The sequence below is a fragment of the Catellatospora chokoriensis genome (genome assembly GCF_011297315.1).
Classification (GTDB): domain Bacteria; phylum Actinomycetota; class Actinomycetes; order Mycobacteriales; family Micromonosporaceae; genus Catellatospora; species Catellatospora citrea.
The window spans coordinates 404,150-426,984 of record NZ_JAAOTI010000001.1 but is presented as its reverse complement, the minus strand read 5'-3'; the positions used below and the strand labels follow the sequence as shown (position 1 = coordinate 426,984).

The 22,835-nt window shown below is 74.2% G+C and carries 11 protein-coding genes; 10 read left to right on the top strand and 1 reads right to left on the bottom strand.

The features are described 5' to 3' along the window. Window positions 1-44: 44 nt before the first annotated feature. Window positions 45-4,031: a choice-of-anchor D domain-containing protein gene (locus tag HAV39_RS01855; protein WP_191837374.1), complete on the bottom strand. Its 3,987-nt coding sequence runs from the start codon at window positions 4,029-4,031 to the stop codon at window positions 45-47. Window positions 4,032-4,352: 321 nt separating this feature from the next. On the opposite strand from HAV39_RS01855, the gene HAV39_RS01850 reads away from it, so the two are divergent. The 10 genes from HAV39_RS01850 (at window position 4,353) to HAV39_RS01805 (ending at window position 22,833) form a co-directional block, all read left to right on the top strand. Then, complete coding sequence (locus HAV39_RS01850; protein WP_191837373.1) at window positions 4,353-5,552, top strand: cytochrome P450; 1,200 nt, start codon at window positions 4,353-4,355, stop codon at window positions 5,550-5,552. Next, window positions 5,542-7,086, top strand: coding sequence for an AMP-binding protein (locus tag HAV39_RS01845; protein WP_191837372.1), 1,545 nt, complete (start codon window positions 5,542-5,544; stop codon window positions 7,084-7,086). The genes HAV39_RS01850 and HAV39_RS01845 overlap by 11 nt, the downstream gene beginning before the upstream one ends. Window positions 7,087-7,222: 136 nt before the next feature. Next, on the top strand, window positions 7,223-7,594 hold the full coding sequence (gene panD, locus HAV39_RS01840; protein WP_191837371.1) for an aspartate 1-decarboxylase: 372 nt from the start codon (window positions 7,223-7,225) through the stop codon (window positions 7,592-7,594). 3 nt (window positions 7,595-7,597) lie between these two features. Then, window positions 7,598-8,686: a potassium transporter TrkA gene (locus HAV39_RS01835; protein WP_191837370.1), complete on the top strand. Its 1,089-nt coding sequence runs from the start codon at window positions 7,598-7,600 to the stop codon at window positions 8,684-8,686. Between the two features lie 35 nt (window positions 8,687-8,721). After that, window positions 8,722-10,092, top strand: a complete 1,371-nt coding sequence (locus HAV39_RS01830; protein WP_191837369.1) for a DUF6002 family protein — start codon at window positions 8,722-8,724, stop codon at window positions 10,090-10,092. Further along, on the top strand, window positions 10,092-12,515 hold the full coding sequence (locus HAV39_RS01825) for a non-ribosomal peptide synthetase (RefSeq protein ID WP_191837368.1): 2,424 nt from the start codon (window positions 10,092-10,094) through the stop codon (window positions 12,513-12,515). The genes HAV39_RS01830 and HAV39_RS01825 overlap by 1 nt, the downstream gene beginning before the upstream one ends. Next, a complete protein-coding gene (locus HAV39_RS01820) occupies window positions 12,512-13,897 on the top strand; it encodes a beta-ketoacyl [acyl carrier protein] synthase domain-containing protein (RefSeq protein ID WP_191837367.1) in 1,386 nt (461 codons plus the stop codon). The genes HAV39_RS01825 and HAV39_RS01820 overlap by 4 nt, the downstream gene beginning before the upstream one ends. Further along, window positions 13,890-16,310: a lantibiotic dehydratase gene (locus tag HAV39_RS01815; protein ID WP_191837366.1), complete on the top strand. Its 2,421-nt coding sequence runs from the start codon at window positions 13,890-13,892 to the stop codon at window positions 16,308-16,310. Before HAV39_RS01820 ends, HAV39_RS01815 begins: the two co-directional genes overlap by 8 nt. A gap of 2 nt (window positions 16,311-16,312) precedes the next feature. Continuing rightward, window positions 16,313-19,900 carry a non-ribosomal peptide synthetase gene (locus HAV39_RS01810; protein ID WP_191837365.1) on the top strand — a complete coding sequence of 1,196 codons (3,588 nt, stop codon included), beginning with the start codon at window positions 16,313-16,315 and terminating at the stop codon, window positions 19,898-19,900. After that, window positions 19,897-22,833 (top strand): type I polyketide synthase, encoded by a 2,937-nt coding sequence (locus tag HAV39_RS01805; protein ID WP_191837364.1) that lies wholly within the window; start codon window positions 19,897-19,899, stop codon window positions 22,831-22,833. The genes HAV39_RS01810 and HAV39_RS01805 overlap by 4 nt, the downstream gene beginning before the upstream one ends. Window positions 22,834-22,835: the final 2 nt, after the last annotated feature.

Below are 22,835 nucleotides of genomic sequence, written 5' to 3'. Positions count from 1 at the left end.
ACGCCACGCGGTAGCGCGACGCCGGCCCCTGGACAGGCGGAAACCTAGGAGGTGTACGCCTCGAATTCGGAGATCTGCCCGGCCGGCCAGCCGCTGTTGGCGGTGACGGTCAGCCGCAGGTGTCGCGCCGTGGCCGCCGTGAAGGTGATGGTCACCGTGTTTCCGGTGGCCGGGTCGAAGGTGTAGGTCGCGGTCGCCTTCAGGGTGTTGAAAGTGGACCCGTCGGTGCTGCCGGTGACGGCGACGGCCTGCGTGCGGGTGGCCCAGGCGGTGGCCGGCGGGAGCTTGAGCACGACCCGGCCGACCGCCTGCGCGGAACCCAGGTCGACCTGCACCCACTGCGGGAACGCGTTGTTGTTGCTCTCCCAGTAGCTGCTGGCGTTGCCGTCGGTGACGTTGCCCGAGCCGTAGTTCTGGGTGTTGGACGACTGGCTGGTCGCCTTGTTCAGGGCCAGGTTGACGTTCGCCGCCGGGGTGCCGGTGCCGCTCAGCGTCACCGTGGCCGGGCTGTTGGTCGCGCTGCTGGTGACCGTCAGGGCCCCGGTGCGGGTGCCGGTCGCGGTCGGCCGGAACACGGCGGTGACCAGGCAGGACGCCCCGGTCGCGAGGGTGCTGCCGCAGGTGTTGGTCTGCGTGAAGTCACCGGTCGCCGTGATCGAGGAGACGGTCGCGGCGGCAGTGCCCGTGTTCGACACCGTGATCGTCTGGCCGGTGCTCGATCCGCCGACGGCGGTCGCCGCGAACGTGATCGCGGTGGGGGCGGCCGACACCGACGCGGTGCCGCTCGTGGTGCCGGTGCCGGTCAGCGTGACCGCCCTGGGGCTGTTGGTCGCGTTGCCGGCGATGGTCAGCGTGCCGTTGCGCACGCCGGCCGCCGTGGGGTGGAACGTGACCGTGACGGTGCAGTTCGCTCCGGGGGCGAGGGTGGCGCCGCAGGTGGTGACCAGGGTGTAGTCGCCGGTCGCGGTGATCGACGAGACGGTGGCGGTGGCGGTGCCCGTGTTGGACAGCGTGACCGTCTGCCATTCGCTGTTGTCGTTGACGGTGGTCGGCTCGAACGTCAGCGACGACGGGTTCGTCGCGAACGTGGCCGATCCGGTGCCGGTGCCGGTGGCGTAAACCTCGAAGGCCGAGATCTGGCCTGCGGGCCAGCCGGTGTTCGCGGTGATGTTGAGCCGCAGGTAGCGGGCGTTGACGGCAGGGAAGACGATGCTGACCGTGTTGCCGGTGGCTGGGTCGAACGTGTAACCCGTCGATGCGACGACGGTCGAGAAGTTCGACCCGTCGAGGCTGCCCTGCACCGACAGGGTCTGCACCCGGGTCGCCCAGGCCGCCGGCGGCGGTAGCTTGAGGGTCACCTTGCCGACGCTGGTCGACGCGCCGAGGTCGACCTGGACCCACTGCGGGAACGCGTTGTTGGCGCTCTCCCAGTACGAGCCCGCGTCGGTGTCGGTGACGTTGCCCGCCGGGTAGCCGCCCTGTGCCGAGGAGGCCGACGTCGGCCTGCCCGCCGCGACGTTGACGGTGCCGGTCCCGGTGACGCCGGTGCCGGTGAGCTGCACGGCGATGGCGCCCTGGCCGTCGTCGCCGGTGATCGAGTAGACCGCGGACTGGGCCCCGACGGCGGACGGCGTGAAGGTGACCGTCTGGTGGATGACGTCGCCGGGGGAGAGCTGCTGGCCCTCGGAGACGGGGGTGGTGGTGTTGAACGCGCCGACCGGCGGCGCGGCCTTGGTCAGGGTGAGGGTGATGTTGCCGGTGTTGGCGATGTCGAAGGTGTGCGTGGCGGTCTGGCCGACCGGCACCGAGCCGAACGCGACCGGGTTGGGGGTGATGGTCAGGTGCGGCGCGCCGGTGACCGCGGTGCCGGAGATCGGCACCGTCACCGCACCCGCGTTGCTGGTCACCGTCAGTGAGCCGGTCTGGTTGCCCGCGGCCGTCGGGGTGTACTTCACCGACACCGAGACGGACGCGCCGGGGGCCAGCGTGGAGCCGTTGGCGGGGAATCCGGTGGCGGTGAACGGCGCCGCGGGCGGCGTGGACCCGGTGATGGTGACCGCCGAGGTGCCGGTGTTGGCGATGCTCACGCTGATCGTCTTGTTCGCGCCGGTCGGCACGGTGCCGAACGACAGCGCCGACGGCGTCGCGCCCAGGCCGGTCTGCGTGCCCGTGCCGTGCAGGTCGAACGAGACGACGCCGCTGTCGGTCGTGAAGGTCAGGGTGCCGGTCGCGCCACCGGTGCCGGTCGGGGTGAACCGCACCGGCACGGCCAGGGTCTGCCCGGTGGTGAGGCTGCGCGGCAGTGCGGGCGGGGTGGCGCCGAACGGGGCCGCGGTCGTGATCGCCGAGATCGTCACGGCGCGGGTGGCGGTCACCGTGACGGTGGCGTTGGCGGTGCCGGCGACCGCGACGTTGCCGAAGTCGGTCGGCGGGCTGTTCAGCGCCGAGGTGGTGGGCCGGCCGAAACCGTAGATCCGGCCGTCGCGGGTGCCGACGTAGACGCGGCCGTTGTCGGTGGCGGGCGTGGCGAACTTCGTGGCGGTGCCGATGGGCGCGGAGTAGCGCAGGTTCAGCCGCCCGTTGACGGGCAGCGCGTCGTACGCCCGCAACTGGCCGTTGGCGCCGGTCGAGGCGTCGCTGTAGACGACCCAGACGATGGCGGTGCCCGACGTGGTGCCGGTGGACGTGACGACCGGCGAACCCGAGGTGTAGCCGAACGTCGACGAGCTGGTGCCGGCGGAGCTGAGCACCGGCAGCCCGCTGCCGTTGACGCCGTACTTCAGCGCGCGCAGGAAGCCCTGGTTCTCGACGTTGTAGACGTAGCCGCCGTCGCCGCCCCAGAACGCGGGGTGGCCCCAGACGCCGTTGTACGGCCCGGCGGGTGCGCCGACGGAGGCGTCGGTGCCGCCGGGACCCTGCGCGTTGCCGCCGAGGTTGTCGCGGTCGAGCAGGTAGACGCGCCCGTCCTTGCCGGTCTGCACGAGCAGTCGCGGGTGCGCCGGGGTGCCGAACCCGGCGGGCAGCGCCATCGGGCCGCCGGAGCCGAAGTCGGTGTCGTCCTGGTCCAGCCTGGTGTTGTTGAACGGGCTGAAGAAGTCGCGGGCGGTCAGCGAACCGTCGCTGTTGACCTGCAGCCGGATGACCGACTCGGCCAGCGTGCCGGGCGGGCTGAAACCGGGGCCGGGGGCGGGAGAGACGCCGTTGCCGGTGGCCACGATGATCCGGCCGGGGCCGTCGGAGACCAGGCCGCCGCCGGACTGCCAGATGCCGGCCATGCCGTTGGACCGGCCGGCCTCGGTCGACCAGAGCGTGGACATGGCCGGGGTGCTCGTCTTGACCCCGGCGACGTAACCGACGTACGGGCCGTAGTCGCAGTGGCTGGCGAACCCGGCGTAGATCACGCCGTCGAGCAGCAGCAGGCCCGGCCGCTGGGCGGCGGTGCGCGGGTTGAACACGTTGGCCGGGTCGTTGGTCGGCGAGCCCTGGATGGTGACCGGCCAGCCGGCCCGCTCGACGCCGGTCGCCGGGTTGACCGAGTGCAGGTAGAAGTGGGGGTGCGCGGTGTCCGGGCCGTCATTGACCTTGGCCATGAAGTACACGGCGTTGGTCGCCGGGTCGTACACCGGAGTGCTGGTGATGCCGATGTCGGGCACCAGGTCGCCGCAGCCGATGGCCGAGGCGGGCCAGGACGGGCCGACGTTGCGTGACCAGGTGACCGCGCCGGTCACCGCGTTGAGGCCGTAGACCCAGTTGCGTTCGGTGACGGCGATGACGGTGCCGGCCACGACGATCGGCTGGGCGTACACCTGGCCGTCGACGGCGGTGGAGAACAGCTGGCCGAAGTCGGCGGCCGACACCGCCGAGGGCGCCAGGCCGGGTTCGTTCTGGTCCCAGCCGGTGCGCAGGGTGTCGACCGAGATCGTGGTCTCGTCGGCGGTGGCGTTGGGGGGCAGCACCAGGACGGCGGCCAGGAGCAGTGTTCCTGGGAGGAGTCCGGCGAGCAATCGACGTATGCGGGTGGAGAGATGCACGACCTACTCCTCGGTGAGGCACCGGCGTCCGGCGGGTCCGGGTGGGCCGTGGCGGCGGGCACCGTCCGGCCTGAATGGAGCGAACGGTAATCTTGTCGATACCTGGCCGCAAGATACCGACATTCAATTGAAATATTTGTAGACCAACGCTCTCAAGATTTTGCACTGCTGCCACCCGCGGTCGATGCCGACCGCTCTGTCCGATATGTAGACGCGTCGCTGGGATGTCCGTCGTGACCAGGAAGTCCGCGGTTCGGACGAGAGTTTGTCCATAGACGAGTCCCGTTCCCAGTGCTCCCGCCATGTGGTAGGACTGTGGCCATGGACCTGGGGATGCTCCTTTCCGAGCAGGGACGCGTGGATCCGCCCGCGCTCTACGCGCGCCTGCACCGCGAGGGCGTCGCGCAGCCCGTCGACGACGGCGCGCAGGGCTTCGCCGTCGCCGTGTACGGCTTCGAGGCGGTCGGCCAGGTGCTCAAGGACCCCCGGTTCCGCCAGCTCGACGCGGCCTACCTGGACCTGCACACCCCGCAGTGGCGGCGGCACCCCGCGCTGCGGGTGCTGCGCGACTCGATGTTCTTCACCGACGGCCCGGCCCACGACGGCGTACGGCAGATCATCGGGCGGGCGTTCACCGCGCGGCGGGTGGCCGCGCTGGAGCACGCGATGACCGACCTGACCCACCGGCTGCTCGACCGGCTGGCGCAGCTGGCCGCCGACGGGCCGGTCGAGTTCATGGGCGAGTTCGCCTACCTGCTGCCGAGCAGCGTGATGGCCGAGCTGCTGGGCGTGCCGCAGGACGACCTGGCCTGGTTCCGGCCGCGCGTGCTGGCGATCGGGGCGATCCTCGAACTCGACGGCGCGAACTGGCGCAACATGGTCCGCGCCGACACGGCGGCCAAGGAGCTGTCGGCGTACTTCACCGACCTGGTCGCGCTGCGCCGCGCGGATCCCCGCGACGACCTGATCAGCCTGCTGGCCGCCACCGACCTGAGCGACGACGCGCTCGTCGCCAACCTGATCACCACCTTCAACGCCGGGTTCGTGACGACCACGCACCTGCTCGGCAACGGCCTGACGATGCTGCTGGAACGGCCGCGGCTGCGGGCGGAGCTGACCGCGGGCAACGTCGGGTCCTACGTGGACGAGATGCTGCGGTTCGAGCCGCCGGTGCAGATCCTGGTCCGGTACGCGCCCGAGGACGCCGAGATCGAAGGCGTGCCCTGCCCGGCGGGGCAGGCGGTGCTCGTGATGATCGGCGCGGCGAACCGGGACCCGGCGCGGTTCACCGACCCGGACGACTTCGACCCGGCCCGGCCCGATCCGGGGTCGCTCAGCTTCGGCTTCGGCCCGCACTACTGCCTCGGCGCTGCGCTGAGCCGCCTGGAAGGCCAGGTCGCCTTCCCGGCGCTGTTCGAGAGGTTCCCCGACCTGGCGCTGGCGCAGCAGCCGGGCAACGCGCCCAAGCCGCTGATCCTGCGGGGACACGACACGCTCAGCGTCGCCTGCCATGGTGCCTGAGGGCGACTACGTCAGGCGCGGGCTGGAGCTGTTCGCGGGCCACGGCACGGCCGAGGCGATCGTGTCCGGCGACCGGCGGATCACCTACGCGCAGCTGCGCGCCGGGGTGCTGGGCATGGCGGAGCGGCTGCGCGGGCACGGCGTCGCGGCGGGTTCGGCGATCGCGGTCCTGGCGGGCAACCAGCCCGAGGCCGTGTACGCGCAGCTGGCACTGCACCTGCTCGGCTGCCGCTCGGTGTGGGTGGCGCCCAACGCCCCGCCCTCGCTCAGCGCGCAGTACCTGGCGCTGGCCGAGGTCGACGGGTTCGTCTACGACGCCCGCACGCATGCCGCGCCGGGCGCGGCACTGGCCGGCCGGCTGCCGCACCTGCGGGTGCTGTGCATCGGCGCGGGCGGGGCCGGACCCGACGTGGCCGGATCGTCCGGTGACACGCTGCCGCCGGCGGCCGACGCCGAGCCGCAGTCGCTGTTCCAGACCGGCGGCACGACGGGCCTGCCGAAACTGGTGCACCACCGGCACGACTTCTTCGCCGGTGTGCTCACCGCCGCGCAGCGGCACCTGGACGCCGGCGCCCCGCGGCTGCGGCAGCTGGCGGTGGCCGGGTTCTGGCACTCCAGCCAGCAGGCCGCGGGCCTGATAACGCTGTTCAGCGGCGGGCTGCTGGTGCAGCACGACGGCTTCGACGCGGGGCGGTTCCTGGCCACCGTGCAGCGGGAGCGGATCACCGTGGCGACGCTGCCGCCGCCGATGCTGTACCAGGTGCTCGACCATCCGGACCTGGCGAGCACCGACACCGGCAGCCTGACCATGCTGTCGTGCGCGGGCAGCGCGATCGCGCCGTCCCGGCTGGCGCAGGCCATGGCGCGATTCGGGCCGGTGCTGCTGGTCGCGTACGGCATGAGCGAGGCGACGCTGCTCGCCGCGTACCCGACCGCGCAGCACGATCCGGACCGGCCCGAGCGGCTGGCCTCGTGCGGCAGGCCGCTGCCCCCGTCCCGGGTCGAGATCCGCGACGACGCGGGCCGGCCCGCCGCTCCCGGCGAGGTCGGGGAGGTCTGGGCGGCGGCGCGGCTGATGACCTCCGGCTACTGGGGGCAGCCCGAGCTGACCACGCAGACGCTGGTCGACGGCTGGCTGCGCACCGGGGACGTCGGCTACTTCGACGCGGACGGCTACCTGTACCTCGTCGACCGGGCCAAGGACATGATCGTGACCGGGCTGACCTCGTCCAACGTGTACTCCCGCACGGTGGAGGACGTGCTGAACGCCCATCCGGCGGTCAGTGCCGCCGCGGTGATCGGCGTCCCCGACGAGAAGCTGGGCGAGGCGGTGCACGCGGTGCTCCAGCTCCATCCGGGCGTCTCGGTCGACGTCGACGAATTGCGGCAATGGTGTGTGGAGCGCCTCAATTCACTATGGGCACCGCGCAGCATGGACGTCGTGGAGCGCCTTCCGCTGACCGGATTAGGCAAGATCGACAAGCGGCTCTTGCGGACGAAATACCTGGATAACAGGGATGTGGCGGCGCACTAGAGCGCGCTCTGGCATATCTGTGACAGCAACTATCTGTGCGAGTATTTCCATGTGACAATGGCTTCCGCGAAGGTCGGGACCTTCGCTGTCGAACCCCCACTCGGACGTGTTCGTGTCATCGGAGGCTGCGCGGAATATGTACCGCACCATGCTCAAGTCCAAGGTCCACCGGGCCACCGTCACCCAGGCCGAGCTGCACTACGTCGGCTCGCTGACGCTGGACCCCGACCTGATGGACGCCGCCGACCTGCTCCCCGGTGAACTCATCCACGTCCTGGACGTCACCAACGGGGCCAGGCTGGAGACCTACGTCATCGAGGGGGAGCGCGGCAGCGGTGTGGTCTGTGTCAACGGCGCGGCCGCGCACCTGATCCACCCTGGCGACCTGGTCATCATCGCGGCATACGCGCTCATGGCCGACGACGAGGCGCGCGACGCCAAACCGAAGGTCGTCTTCGTCGACGAGGGCAACCGCATCGCCTCGGTGCACAGCGATCCCGCCGTCTGAGCCATGACGAACCAGCACATCGCCATCGTCGGCAGCGGCTCGCTGGCGACCTCGATCTGCGAGTCGCTGGCCTCGCTCGCGCCGCCGCTCGGCGCGCTGAACGCGGCCCCGATCGAGGTCACCGTGCTCGCCCGCAATCCCGACGCGGTGGCGGTGATCGCCCGGCACTGCCGGGCCCGGGCCGCCGTCGCCGGCACGGCGATCAGCTTCACCGGCGAGCGGCTCGGCGAGGAGACCGCCACCCTGGCCCGGTTGCAGCCGACCTACCTGGTGTGCTGCGCGTCCGCGCAGTCGCCGTACGAGAAGGTGCACCGGCCCTCGCCGTGGACCACGCTGATCGGCGCGGCCGGGTTCGGGGTGACGCTGCCGCTGCAGGCCACTGTCGCGGTGCGGCTGGCCCGCGCGATCGGCGCGGCCAGCCCGCACACCACGCTGATCAACGGCTGCTTCCCCGATGCGGTCAACCCGCTGCTGGCCGCCATGGGGCTGCCGGTGCTCTGCGGCATCGGCAACGTCGCCACCCTGGCGGCCTGCCTGCAGGCCGCGCTGGGGCTGCCCGACCAGCGCCGCCTCGCCGTGCTCGGCCACCACGCGCACCTCGACGCCCCGGACGATCCGGGCGACGACGTGCTGGCGTGGCGTGACGGCAGGCCGGTGTCCGGGGTTTCGGCGCTGCTGGCGCCCGACCGGGCCCTGCCGCGCCCGGCGCTCAACGCGATCGCCGGGCACGCCGCGGCACGGCTGCTCATCGACCTGCTGTCCGGCGCGGAGGTGCACACCAGCCTGCCCGGACCGCTCGGCCTGCCCGGCGGCTACCCGGTCCGGCTGGCCGACGGCGGGCTCGCGCTGAACCTGCCGGGGCTCAGCCCGGCGGAGGCGATCGAGTGGAACGTGCGCGCCGGACGGCGCGACGGGATCGAGCTCGGCGGCGGCCGTGTCCGGCACCTGCCGGCGGCCGTCGCCGCGCTGGAACCCCACCTGCCCGAGCTGGCGCAGGGCTGGGATGCCACCGACTACGACGCGGTGCAGGACCTGTTCCGCGTGCTGCGCCGACGGCTGCGGGCCACGAGCCCGCGCCCGGCGCTCATCTGACCGAACCATCGAGCCGACCTCACGAAGGAGCAACGGTGCTCACGACAGCGACCGTCCCGGTGACCCGCAATCTCATCGTCGACTACTACGAGGTCATCGCGGCCGCCGTCGACCGGCTCGGCGCCGGGCCCGGCGGCCCGGCGGGCACCGCCGCCTTCGCACCGGGGTTCGACCTGCCCGCCCTGACCGACGAGGTGCGCCAGTTCTTCGCCGCCGCCACCGCGACATGGCGGGAGCTGGGCGCGCACGGCGGCCACGGCGTGCAGTTCATGGACCTGACCGGCAACCCCGGCACGCACACCACCAAGACGTTCCCGTCCATGCTCATCGTGGCGCGGGCGGTCGAGCACATCCGGCGCACCGGCGAGTCGATCTGCATCTTCACCCCCACCTCGGCCAACAAGGGCATCGCCCTGCGTGACGCGGTCGGCCGGGCGATCGCCGCGAAGCTGGTCACGCCCGAGCAGCTGCGCGTCGTCGTGCTCGCCCCCGGCTCGACGCGGCACAAGTTCCGCCGCGACCCGCTGTCGGCCGACGCCGCGCTGCGGGCCGCGAACCCGCTGCTGCGCTTCGCGGGCGAGGAGCCCGAGGGGGTCAAGGCGCTGGGGCGGGCCTTCGTCGACGCGTACGCGCAGGAGGCGTACGACAAGCACGGCACCGCCCTGTGGTTCTCGCTGGCCCTGCCGAACTACCTCGTCGCGGACGCCGCCCGCGCCGCGTTCGAACTGGACGCCGCCCCGGCGATCGCCGCCGCCCCGCGCTGGCACGCGCACGCCGTCTCCAGCGCGTTCGGCCTGCTGGGCTACAACCTCGGCCGCGACGTGCTGGAGGACTCGGGCCGCGCGGACGGCTCACCGCGGCCCGGATTCCTGCTCGTGCAGCACCTGGGCACCCCGGACATGGTGCTCAACCTGCGCCACGGCTCGTTCTCCCGCGACCGGCTGCCGGCATACCGCAGGGACGCCGCGACCGGGCTGTGGGCTCAGGACGCCGACCCGCACTTCCCGGCCGTGACCGCCGACCCCGGCGAGGTGCTCGACCCGACCTTCTACACGCACCAGCCGGTCACCTCGCCCGCGATGAACGACCTCATCGCCCGGCACGGCGGCGACGGCATCACGGTGTCGCGGCACGAGTGCGTCGCCCGCTACCCGCAGCTGCGGGACTGGCTGCGCGGCACCCTGTGCGAGCTGCCCGCAGACCCGTCCGACCTGCGCGAGTGGTCGATCGTCATGGCGCTCACCGGGGTGCTCAACGCCATCGACCGAGGTCTCGTGCCCGCCGGGCGGGAGATCGTCGTGCACGGCTCGGGCAGCTACCGCGACGACGACTACGCGGTCTGCGAGCCGGACGCCGAGGTGTCCACCGTGGAGGAGATCGCGGCGGCGGTCCTGGGCGGCCGCTGATGGCGATCGTCGTGCCCCGGGCGGCGCTGGACGCGCTGGCCAGTGCCTGCGCCGTGCCAGCCGAGCACGCCGCCCTCGTGGCCGTGGCCCTGCTGGCCCGCCGCTACACCGGCCGTGCCGCGCAGACCGTGCGGTCGCCCGACGGTGTCGCCACGTTCGACCTGACCAATGACCAGACCGTCCGGGACCTCGTCGCCACCGACGAGGTCGTCCGGGATCAGGTCGCGTCGCATGGCGGCGAGCAGCTCGCCGACCTGGCCGTGCTGCCCGACGGCGGTGAGCTGGTCGTGTCGGGCTGCCCGGCGGAGCTGGCCGGGCCGTTCGCGGCCGACCTGGCGACACTGCTCGCCGTGATGGCCGCCGAGCCGGAGCGGTCCACCGTGGACCTGCTGCCGGAGTCCGCGTACGAGCAGGCCCGGCCGGTCGACCGGGCGGCGCTGCACGGCGGGCCGCGCCGGGAACCGACCGGATGGGGGCCGGGGGACACGATCTGCTCGGCGTTCGCCGCGCAGGTGGCCCGGCATCCGGACCGGGCCGCGGTGCTCGCCGACGACGGGGAGCCGACCTATCGGCAGCTCGGGTCGGCGGTGGTCGCCACCGCGGCGGCGGTCCGGGCCGTAGCCGGTGACGGCGGTGGCACCCGACGGGCGGCGCTGCTCTGCCGCCACGGCGCGGCCACGGTCACCGGGCTGCTCGCGGCGCTGACGAGCGGCCGGGCGTACGTGCCGCTGGAGCCCAGCTTCCCGGCCGCGCGGCTGGCGCACATCCTCGCCGACAGCGACGCCGACGTGCTGCTCGTCGACGCCGCACACGCCGGCCTGGCCCGCCGGGTCGCCGCCGAGGCGGGCCGCCCGGACGTGACGACGGTCCACATCGTCACGACGGCCCCATCCGGCGACCTCGACGAGCTGGTGGCGGCACTGGCCGGACCGGCGACGCCGGACGATGCGGCGTACCTGCTCTACACCTCCGGCTCGACCGGCGCGCCCAAGGCCGTGGTGCAGAGCCACGGCAACGTGCTGTTCGGGGTCGCCAACCACATCCGCAACTTCGCGATCACCCCGGCCGACCGGACCAGCGTGCTGACCTCGTTCGGGTACGACATGGCGGTCACCGACCTGTTCGGCGCGATCCTGTCCGGGGCCGCCGCGGTGCCGTCCGACATCCGCGCGCACGGCCTCGGCCACCTCGCGCAGACCATCGCCCGGCACGGGGTGACGGTCTACCACTCCACCCCCACCGTCTACCGCTACCTGCTGGCCGGGCTCGGCGCGGACGGGCGGCTGCCGAGCGTGCGGGCGGTGCTGCTCGGCGGCGAGGAGGTCACCCGGCACGACGTGGAGCTGTGCCGCCGCCACTTCGCCGCCGGGGCGGTGTTCGTCAACGGGTACGGCACCACGGAGATCAGCTTCGCGGCGCAGCACCACCTCGGACCCGACGCCCCGCTGGAGCACGCGGTGGTGCCGATCGGGCACCCGCTGCCCGGCATCGAGGTGGTGCTGGTGGACGCCGCCGGGCGTCCGGCCTGCCTGACCGGCGAGGTCGTGGTCCGCTGCGCGCACGTCGCGCTCGGCTACCACGGGCAGCCTGAGCTGACCGCCGGCCGGTTCCGGGAGTATCGCGGCACGCGCGCCTACTGGACCGGCGACGTCGCCCGGCGGCTGCCGGACGGGCGGCTGGTCTTCCTGGGCCGCGCCGACCGCCTCGTCAAGATCCGCGGCTACCGGGTCGAGTTGGGCGAGGTCGAGTCGCGGCTGGCCGCGCTGCCCGGCGTCGGCCAGGCCGCCGTCGTCGCCCGTCCCGCCAGGGACGGCACCAAAGAGATCATCGCGTACGCCGTGCCCGCGCGCGACGCGGCCGTGGAGCCGGACCGGCTGCGGGCGGCGCTGGGCGAGACGCTGCCCGAGTACATGGTGCCCCGGGCCGTGGTCGTGGTCGGCGCGCTGCCGATGGGCGACACCGGCAAGCTCGACGTGCGCGCACTGCCCGAACCCGCCGCCGTCGTGGCTCGGCGCGGCCCGGCCGGGCCTGATCCGCTGGAGCAGCTGATCGCGGCGGCGTGGTGCGAGGCGCTCGGTGTCGCCGAGGTCGACCGGCACACCGCGTTCTTCGACCTCGGCGGGCATTCGCTGCTGCTGGCGCTGGTCCAGGAGCGGCTGGCGGCCGTGCTCGGCGAGCGGATCTCGATGCTGCGGCTGCTGGAGTTCCCGACCGTCGCCGGACTCGCCGCCCACCTGCGCCCCACCATGCTCACGACGGCCGCGACCGGAGCGCCGTCGGCGGACGTCAGGTCGGCAGGCTTGCAGTCCACGGCAGACGCACCGTCCACGGCAGATGCCGGGCAGGCACACGTCGCCGAGCGGATGCGCCGGCGGCGGGCGGCGCGGCAGGGTGCGGCGGCACGGGCGGAGACGCCGTCATGAGCGACGACGACCTGATCGCCGTCGTCGGCATGGCCTGCCGCGTGCCCGGTGCGCCGGACGCCGCGACGCTCTGGCGCAACCTGCTGACCGGCGTGGACGCGGTCCGCCGGTCCACCCCGGCCGAGCTGGCGGCCGCCGGTCTGCCCTTGGACGGCACATATGTGCCCGCGTTCGGGTGGCTCGACGGGCTGGAGGACTTCGACGCCGCGCTGTTCGGATACGGCGCGCACGAGGCCGCGCTGCTGGACCCGCAGCACCGGATCTTCCTGGAGACGGCCTGGCACGCGCTGGAGGACGCCGAGCTCGACCCCGCGCGGGCACCGGCCCCGATCGGCGTGTTCGCCGGCTGCGGCGTGAACCGCTACCTGCGCCACCACCTGGTCGGCAACCCGGCCGTGAAACCGGCGGGCGCGCTGCCCGACGACTGGGACGACGCGCTGGCCGGGGGCACCTGTGACTACCTGCCCACCCGGGTCGCGTACGCGCTGGGGCTCACCGGACCGGCCGTGGCCGTGCAGACGGCGTGCTCGTCGTCGCTGGTCGCGGTGTGCCAGGCGGCACAGAGCCTGCTCGACTTCCGCTGCGACGCCGCGATCGCGGGCGGGGCGGCGGTCGCGTCGACCCGGCAGCTCGGCTACCGATACCGCCCCGGCGGGACGTGGGCCGCCGACGGCGTGTGCCGCCCGTACGACGCCGACGCCACAGGGCAGGTCTTCGGCAACGGCGGCGGTGCCGTGGTGCTCAAGCGGCTGGCCGACGCGGTCGCGGACGGCGATCACGTGTACGCGGTGCTGTCCGGCTGGGCGGTCGGCAACGACGGCGCGGCCCGGGCCGGGTTCAGCGTGCCCGGCGTGGCCGGTCAGGCGGCCGTGGTCGCCGAGGCCCTGGCCGCCGCCGACTGGGACGCGGGCAGCGTCGGCTTCGTCGAGGGCCACGGCAGCGGCACGCCGTTCGGCGACGCGATCGAGGTCGAGGCACTGACCCGCGCGTTCCGGGCGTCGGGCGCGCAGCAGGGCCAGTGCGTGCTGGGCTCGATGAAGCCCAACACCGGCAACCTCGACGCCGCCGCCGGAGTGCTCGGCCTGATCAAGGCCGTGCTCGCCGTACACGACGGGAAGATCCCGCCCACCCTGCAATTCCGCCGTCCGCACCCCGATGCGGACCTCGCGGCGTCGCCGTTCACGGTCAGCGCCGAGGTCCGCGACTGGCCGGGCCCGCGCCGGGCCGGGGTCAGCTCGTTCGGGCTGGGCGGCACCAACGCGCACGTGCTCGTCGCGCAGCCTCCGGCGGCCGTGTCGGCGGCGCCGCGGCTGCCCGTGCCCGGCCACGCGTTCCAGCGCAGCCGCCATTGGATCGAGCCCGCGGCGAGCGGCCATGCGTGAACCCGACGAGGCGGGGCGGCCGAAGGAACCACAGCCGGACGGGCTCGTGCCGCTGGGCGACACCGGATGGCAGGTGTGGCGGTCGGCCGTGCTGCGCGCGCCCGGCTTCCCCGCGACGGGCCTCGACCTGCTGGCCGCGCCCGAGTGCGCGACGGAGGCCGACACGCTGCTCGGCGTCGCCGGCGACCGGGCCGCGTTCGACGGCGCGTTCGCGGCCGCGACCCGGCGGATGACCGCGCGGCTGCACGACATCGCCGCCGATCCGCTGTTCCGTGAAGCCGTGACGTGGCAGAGCCTGAACGCCGTCGAAGCCCTCGACGGCCTGCTGCGCGCGGGCCCCGACGCGAACCGCAACTCGCGCCACCGCCCGCGCGAGATCCTGGTGACCCGCTACTGGCAGCGCTACTGCGCCAAGAACGACACGATCGGCTTCTTCGGCCCCGTCTGCTGGACGTCGCTCACCGACGGCGATGTCGCCGCCCGGATCGAGCCCGGTCCGGACCTGGTGCGCGCCCGTGTGGTCGACCTCGAACGCCGGGTCCTGTCCGCGTACGCCGACCGGCTCGCCGCCGACCCCCGCTGCCGGCCCTGGCTACCCGTGACCCGGCAACCCCACCTGGCGCTACGCGGCGACGAGCTGCTGGAGGCGGGCCTGCCGCCACGCCCGCTGACCCCGGCGCAGGCCGCGCTGCTCGCCGCGAGCGACGGCACGCGCAGCGCCCACGAGGTGGCCGCGCTCGCGCTCGCCGATCCGCGGACCGGGCTGCGCGCCGCGTCCGACGCCCTGCTGGCGCTGACCCAGCTGACCGAGCAGGGTTTGCTGCGCTGGGGCATCGAACTGCCGTTGACCGTCGCCGCCGAAGCCGGACTGCGCCGACACCTGGCCGCCATAGCCGAACCGGCGGTACGTGACGAGGCGCTCGCCGGGTTGGCCCGGCTGCTCGCCGCCCGCGACGGGCTCGCGGACGCCGCGGGCGACGCCGCCGCGGTCCGGGCGGCCCTGCTGCGGCTGCAGGACGAGTTCGTCGCGGTCACCGGCGGCGACGTGCTGCACCGCCCCGGGGCCACCTACGCCGGTCGCGGCCTCGCCTACGAGGAGACGCTGCGCGACCTCGACGTCTCCTTCGGCGAGCCGCTGCTGACCATGCTCGCCGACACGCTGGTGCCGCTGCTGGAGGCCGCCCGGTGGCTGACCGCCGCGATCGCCGCCGCGTTCACCGCCGCGCTGCGCGAGCTGTACGACGACGCCGCGGCCGACGGACCGGTCGCGCTGGGCGACATCTTCGACGCCGCCCTCGGTGTCCTGTTCGGGCCGGGGCCGGTCGCCGACGTGCTCGCCGACTTCACCTCCCGGTGGACGCGGCTGCTCGGGCTGACCGGGTCGAGCGCGCCCGGTGAGCTGGACCGGACCGGCTCCGGCTCGATCACCCTCGATCCGGCCGGTGAGTTGGGCGGGACTGGCTCCGGTCCGATCACCCTCGATCCGGCCGAGGTGCGCGCCCGAGTCGCGCGGTTGTTCGGCGCGGCCGCGCCCGGCTGGACCGCGGCCCGCCTGCACAGCCCCGACCTGCACGTGTGCGCGCCGAACGCGCAGGCCCTGGCCGACGGCGACTTCACCGCGGTGCTCGGCGAGCTGCACGTCTCCTGGCTCACCTGCGACAGCGGCACCCTCACCCGCTTCCACCCCGATCCCGGCGCGCTGCGCGCCGCGCTGCACCGCGACCTGGGCGACCGGACCCTGCTGCTCTACCCGACGGACTTCCCCGAGTTCACGGCCCGGATCGCGTTCACCCTCGACGGTCCCGGCGACGTCCGGCTCGGCTACACCCCGGCACCCGTGCCGGATCCGGCACAGGTGCTGCCGCTGGCCGCGGTCACCGTGTCGCTGGTCGACGGCGAGCTGACCGGCCGTGCCCCGGACGGGCGGACCTGGCCGCTGCTGGAGCTGTTCGGCCCGTTCCTGTCGTCGCGAGCGGTCAACGCGTTCAAGGCCGCCGCCGACGGCGCGTACACCCCGCGGGTGAGCATCGGCCGCCTCGTCGTGCACCGGCAGACCTGGCGCACCACCGTCGCGGACTGCGCACTGGACCCCGAACCCGCCGACGAAGCCGCCCGCTACCTGGCCGTACGCCGGTGGCGGGATCGCCTCGGGCTGCCCGAGCAGGTGTTCGTCCGGGTCGGGACCGAGGTGAAACCGGTCTACGTCGACTTCACCAGCCCGGCGTACGTGGCGGCGTTCGTCGCGATGGTCCGGGCCGCGTCGCGCACCGGTGGCCCCGGGGTGCCGCTGACGGTCTCCGAGATGCTGCCGGGCACCGAGCAGGCGTGGGTGCCTGACGCGGCCGGTCGGCGCTACTTCAGCGAGCTGCGGATGGCGATCCGCGACCCGGCGTCCGCGCCGACGAGGAGATGACCATGTCGACGGAACACGGTGCAGCCCTGGTGTATCCCGACCGCAGGTATCCCGACCTGGTCGCCGACCACGCGGCGACGTCCCCCGACGCGGTCGCGGTCCGCCAGTGGGACAGCGTGCTCACGTACCGGCAACTGTGCGCGGCGGCCGGCGACCTATCCGCGGCCCTGCGCGTGGGCGGCCCGCAGCCGCTGGTCGGGGTGTGCGCCGATCGGCGGCCGATGCTGGTCGCCGGCCTGCTCGGAGTCCTGGCTTCGGGCGCGGCCTACGTGCCGCTCGACCCGGCCCTGCCGCCCGCCCGCCTGCGCGACATCGCCCGCGAGGCGGGCCTGCGCACGGTCGTCTGCGACCCGCTCGGCGCGCATCTGCTGGCCGACGCGGACCTGGAATTGCTGCCCCTCCCGCACCCGCCGGCTCCCGGCGCGTCGAGTCACCGACCGGCTGACCGCGTCCCGGCCGGTCACGCCCCAGCCGGTCATGCCCCGGCCGGTCACGCATCGGCTGGACACGGATCGGCCGACCCGTCCCCGGCCGATCGCGGACTGGCCGGCTGTGCCGCGGCGGCCGACGACCTCGCCTACGTGATGTTCACGTCGGGGTCGACCGGCCGCCCGAAGGGCGTGATGATCCCGCACGAGGCGCTGACCGAGTTCGTCACCAGCCTGGCCGATCTCGCCGGTCTCGGCCGCGACAGCGTCGCGCTCGGGTTCGCGTCGACCGGGTTCGACGCCTCCGTCATCGACCTGCTGGCGCCGCTCGCGGCGGGCGGCACGGTCGCGCTCGCCGGGACCGCCGACCGGGCCGACCCGACCCGGCTGCAGCGGTTCTGCGCCGAGCACCGGGTCACGGTCGCGTTCGTGCCGCCGGCGGTGCTGCCCGTGCTCGACCCGTCGGGCCTGCCGGACCTGCGGGTGGTGCTGACCGGCAGCGAGGCTCCCGGCCCGGAGCAGGTGGCCCGCTGGACGGCCGGCGGCCGCCGCTTCCTCAACCTGTTCGGTCCCACCGAGACGACCGTGCTGGTCACCTGGTTCGAGGCCGGCGGCGAGTGGGACCGGCCGCTGCCCATCGGCCGCCCGGCCGCCAACCACCGGGTGTACGTCGTGGACGAGCGGCTGCGCCGGGTCCCCGACGGCGTGCCGGGCGAGCTGCTGGCCGGAGGTGCGGGGCTGGCGCGCGGCTACCTGGGCGCGCCGGACCTCACCGAGGAGCGGTTCGTGCCCGACCCGTTCTCCGGGGTGCCCGGCGCGCGGCTCTACCGCACCGGCGATCTGGTGGTCCGGCAGCCGGACGGGCTGCTGCACTTCCTCGGCCGCGTCGACCGGCAGGTGAAGATCCGCGGTCAGCGCGTCGAGATCGGCGAGGTCGAGGCGGTGCTGCGCAGCCATCCCGCGATCGGGCACGCCGCCGTCGCCGCCGTCGACGGTCCCGGGGGCACGCGGCTGGTGGCGTTCACGACCGGTGCCGCCAGTCCGCGCGAGCTGCACGAGCACTGCGCCGCCCGGCTCGGGGCCGCGATGGTCCCGGCCCGGATCACCGTCGTGCGGCGGCTGCCGCTGCTGTCCAGCGGCAAGGTCGACCTGGACCGGCTCCTCGCGGACACCGCGCCGCTCGTCGACGAGACGCCGTTCGCCGCACCGGCCACGCCGGTGGAGACCGAGGTCGCCGCCGTCTGGGCGGAGCTGCTGGGCCTGGCCCGGGTCGGCCGGGACGACGACTTCTTCGACACCGGCGGGCATTCCATCACCGCGATGCGGCTGGTCGCCGCGCTGCGCCCGCGGCTGCGCCGCGACGTGGCCATCGAGGACGTGCTCCAGGGCCGCACCTTGCGGGCGATCGCGGCCCGCGTGTCGGCCGCGGCCGCGCTGGGCGACGAACCGCCGGTGCGCGGACGCCCGCCCGCGCTGTCGCCCGCGCAGCAGCGACTGTGGTTCCTGGAGCGGTACTCGCCCGAGGCGGCGGCCGCCTACAACATCGTGCTCGCCGAACGCCTGCGCGGACCCCTCGACCGGCAGGCGCTCGGGGACGCGCTGACCGCCGTCGCCGCCCGCCACGAGGTGCTGCGCTGGCGCATCCCGGACGCCGACGGGGTGCCGTACGCGGTGGTCGACCCGGTCGCCCCGGTGCCGCTGCCGGTGACGGACCTGAGCGCGCTGCCCCCGGCCGAACGCGAACGGGAGCTCGCCGCGCAGCTGGCCACCGAGGCGGGCGGCCGGTTCCGGCTGGCCGCCGACGCGCTGTGGCGGCACCGGCTGTTCCGGCTCGGGGAGGACGAGCACGTGTGGGCGGTCACCGCGCACCACGCCGTGTTCGACGGCTGGTCACAGGCGATGCTCTACGACGACCTGGCCACCGCGTACGCCGGCACGGCCCTGCCGCCGCTGCCCGCCACCTACGGCGACTACGTGGCCTGGCGGGCCGACCGGCGCGAGCAGCGCGCCGACAGCGACCTCGACTGGTGGACGTCCCACCTGGACGGCGTCCCGACCGTGCTGGAGGTGCCCGGTGACCGGCCGCGGCCCGCCGAGCAGACCTACCCCGCCGGCTTCTGCGGCACCTGGCTCGACGCCGACACCACCGCCGACCTGCACCGCTTCGCCCGTGACCACGGCGCGACCCCGTCGGCGGTGCTGCTCGCCGCGTTCGGGCTGGTCCTGGCGAGCTGGGCCGGGCAGGAGGAACTCGTGCTCGGCACCCCGGCGGTCGACCGCCGCCACCCCGACTTCGAGCCCATGGTCGGGTTCTTCGTCGACATCACGCCGCTGCGCCTGCGCGCCGATCCCGGCGCCGGCTTCGCCGCCCACGTGCGCGCGGCCCGCGACGAGCTGATCGCCGCGCTGGCCCACCCCGAAGCGCCCCTGGAACGCCTGGTGCAGGCGTTCGGGCTGGGCGGTCAAACCGTCCGCAGCCCGCTGGTGCAGGTGCTGTTCAACGTGTTCAACTTCGCCGCGCCCCGGCTGGACCTCAAGGGCCTGGCCAGCGAGCCGGTGCCGGTGCCCGCGCCGGGGTCGGCGTTCGACCTGACGCTCTACGGCGTGGAGCGCGACGGCCGGATGCGCCTCGAGATCGTGCACAACAGCGACCTCTACGACCCGTCCCGGATGGACCTGCTGCTCGACTCGCTGCGACAGGTGATCACGCGTGGCGTCGCCGACGGCGCCCTGACCGGCGGCGACCTCGCTCCGTCGCGTGGCGTCGCCGCCGTCGAGTCTCCCCGAGCCCGGGTGCGACCCGTGCGGCCGGACCGCTTCGCCGATGTGCCGCCGGCGACGGCGACCGAGCTCGCCGTCGCCGCCGTGTGGTGCGAGGTGCTCGGCCGCGAAGCCGTCGGGGCCGTGGACAACTTCTTCGACTCCGGCGGCGGCTCGCTGGCCGCGGTCACCGTGCAGCAGCGAATCAACCGGATGCTGGGCCGCGAGCTGCGCGTCGTCGACCTGTTCCGCTATCCGACCGTCCGGGCGTTGGCGTCGTTCCTGGACGGCGCGACGACCGCCGACGGCACCGACGACGCGGTCGCACAGGCGCTGCGCCGGGGCGCGGCCCGGCGCGCGCGGACCCGGCACCGCGCCGCGAACGAAGGAGAGCCCCAGTGACCGACGACCTGACCGACGGACCCGAGCCCGTCGCCGTGATCGGCATGGCGTGCCGGGTGCCCGGCGCGGCCGACCTCGCCCGGTTCTGGGACAACCTGGTCGCCGGGCGGAGCGCGCGCACCGAGCTGAACCGCGAGCACCTGCTGCGCGCCGGAGTCCCGGCCGAGCAGGTCGACGACCCGGACTTCGTGCCGGTCGGCTACCTGCTCGACGACGTCGAGAACTTCGACGCGGCCCTGTTCGGCATGACCCCGCGCGAGGCGGCGCTGGCCGACCCGCAGCACCGGCTGTTCCTGGAGCTGTGCCACGCCGCGCTGGAACACGCGGGCTGGGACCCGGCCCGCCACTCCGGTGACATCGGCGTCTACGGCGGACGGGGCATGGAGACCTACCGCTGGCAGCACATCCACGCCAACCGGGCGGTGATGGCGGTCACCGACCACACCACCATCGGCAACGGCAACCACGCCGACACGTTCACCACGCTCGCCTCGTACCACCTGAACCTGCGCGGTCCCAGCGTCGGCGTCTACACGGCCTGCTCGACCTCGCTGGTCGCGGTGCACACGGCCGCCGAGGCGCTGCGCGCGGGCGAGTGCGACATGGCCCTGGCCGGCGGCGTCAGCATCGAGCTGCCCGCCGATCGCGGCTACCTGCACCGTGAGGGCGCGGCCGACTCCGCCGACGGGCACTGCCGCCCGTTCGACGCGGCCGCCTCCGGGGTCGTGGCGGGCAGCGGCGGGGGAGTGGTGCTGCTCAAACGGCTCGCCGACGCGGTCGACGACGGCGACCACGTGTACGCGGTCGTGCTCGGCAACGCCGTCAACAACGACGGCGCGGCCAAGGTCGGCTTCACCGCGTCCGGGGTCGCCGGGCAGGCCGCTGCCATCGCCAACGCGCTGGCCACCGCCGGTGTCGACCCGCGCACCGTGACCTACGTCGAAGCCTCCGCGACCGGCAGCCCGCTCGGCGACGCCATCGAGGTAGAGGCACTGACCTCCGTGTACGGCCGCGGCCGCGCCGACCGGCAGTGGTGCGCCCTGGGCTCGGTGAAGTCGAACATCGGCCACCTCAGCCAGGGCGCGGGCGTCGTCGGTCTCATCAAGACCGCGCTCGCCCTCGACCACGGACTGCTCCCGGCGAGCCTCGGCTTCACCGCCCCGAACCCGGCCCTGGACCTGGCGGCGACCCCGTTCTACGTCAATGCCGCCCTCGCCGGCTGGGAGCCGGGCACGACCCCGCGCCGGGCGGCGGTCAGCTCCTTCGGCATCGGCGGCACCAACGCCCACGTCGTGCTCCAGCAGGCCCCTGCCCGCACGTCCCCGGCGCGGGCCGGATCGTCGACGGGCGGGCCGGAGATCCTCACGGTCTCCGCGCGCACCGCCACGGCCCGTGACACGGCCGCCGTGCGGCTCGCCGACCACCTCGCCACGGCCGTTGACCTGGACCTCGCCGATGTGGCACACACGCTGCGGGTCGGCCGGGCCGAGCACCCGTACCGCACGGCGGTCGTCGCCACCGGCCCCGCCGACGCCGTTACCGCGCTGCGCGACCCGCAGCGCCGCCTGTCGGCCGTCGCGGCCGCGCCGCCGCAGGTGGTCCTGCTCTTCGGCGATCAGGCCGCCGTGCCCGCCGGGCTCGGCCTGTACGCCGCCGAACCCGCCTTCACCGAAGCCGTCGACCGGTGCGCTGCGGCAACCGGTCGCGACGTCCGTGAGCTGCTGTCCGATCCGCTGCTGGCACCGTTCATCGTCGGTTTCGCCACGGCACGGCTCTGGCAGTCATGGGGTGTGCGTCCCGCCACGATGCTCGGCCACAGCGCGGGGGAGTACGTCGCGGCGACCCTCGCCGGAGTGTTCGACCTGCCCGACGCGCTGCGCCTGGTCGCGCTGCACGGACGGCTACAGCGCGTGGCCGCCGCCGACGCCGCGTACACCGTGTCCGCGAGCGCCGAGAAGCTCGTCGCCCTGTTGCCGCCACAGGCGTCGATCGTCGCTGTCGACGGCCCGGCGAGCTGCGTCGTCACCGGCCCGGTCGAGTTGCTGGAACGGCTCACCGAACCGTCCGGCCGCAAGATCGGCACACGGCGGCTGCGCACCGTACACCCGTCCCCGCCCGCCGTGACCGACGCGATGGTCGCCGAGCTGACCGCAGCGGTCGTGGCCGCGCGTCCATCCGCGCCGAGCAGCCCCTACCTGTCCTGCCGCACGGGTCTGCCGGTAACCGCCGACCAGACCCGCGACCCGGCGTACTGGGCCGGTCTGCTGCGCGAAGCTGTCCTGTTCGGACCGGCGATCGCCACCGCGCTGACCGGTGGTGCGACGGTGTTCCTGGAGTGCGGGCCCGGCCGACGGCTCGCGGGCCTCGCGCAGATGCAGGCGCCCAGGGACGGCATCCCACCGCTGCACAGCCTGCCCGCCGCCACCGACGCGACCGCCACGGACCCTGCCGACGACCTGGTGACCTGCTACGCGGCCGCGGGCAGGCTCTGGGCGCACGGCGTGCCGCTGACCTTCCGGGGCACAGGACGGCGCGTGGCGCTGCCCGGCTATCCCTACGAGCGAACCCGACACTGGATCGACCCCGATCCGCCTGCGGCCGCCCTGCCCCCGGTCACCGGCACCGCGACCACGGCCGCCGCAGCCGCCGCCGGCCCGGTCACCGGCGGAACCGTCGCGGCCGGTGGGGACACGGCCGCACCGGAGGTGGCCGCCGTGCTCGCGCCGATCTGGTCGTCGCTGCTGGGCATCGAGCGGATCCGGCCCGACGACGACTTCTTCGCCATCGGCGGCACGTCGCTGACGGCGGTGCAGCTCGTCGCCCAGGTCCGGGTCTCGTTCGGGGTGCGCCTGTCGATGCGGTTGATCTTCGACGCGCCGACCCTGGCCGCGATGGCCAGGACCATCGAACAGCGCCGGGCCGCCAAGGTGTGACC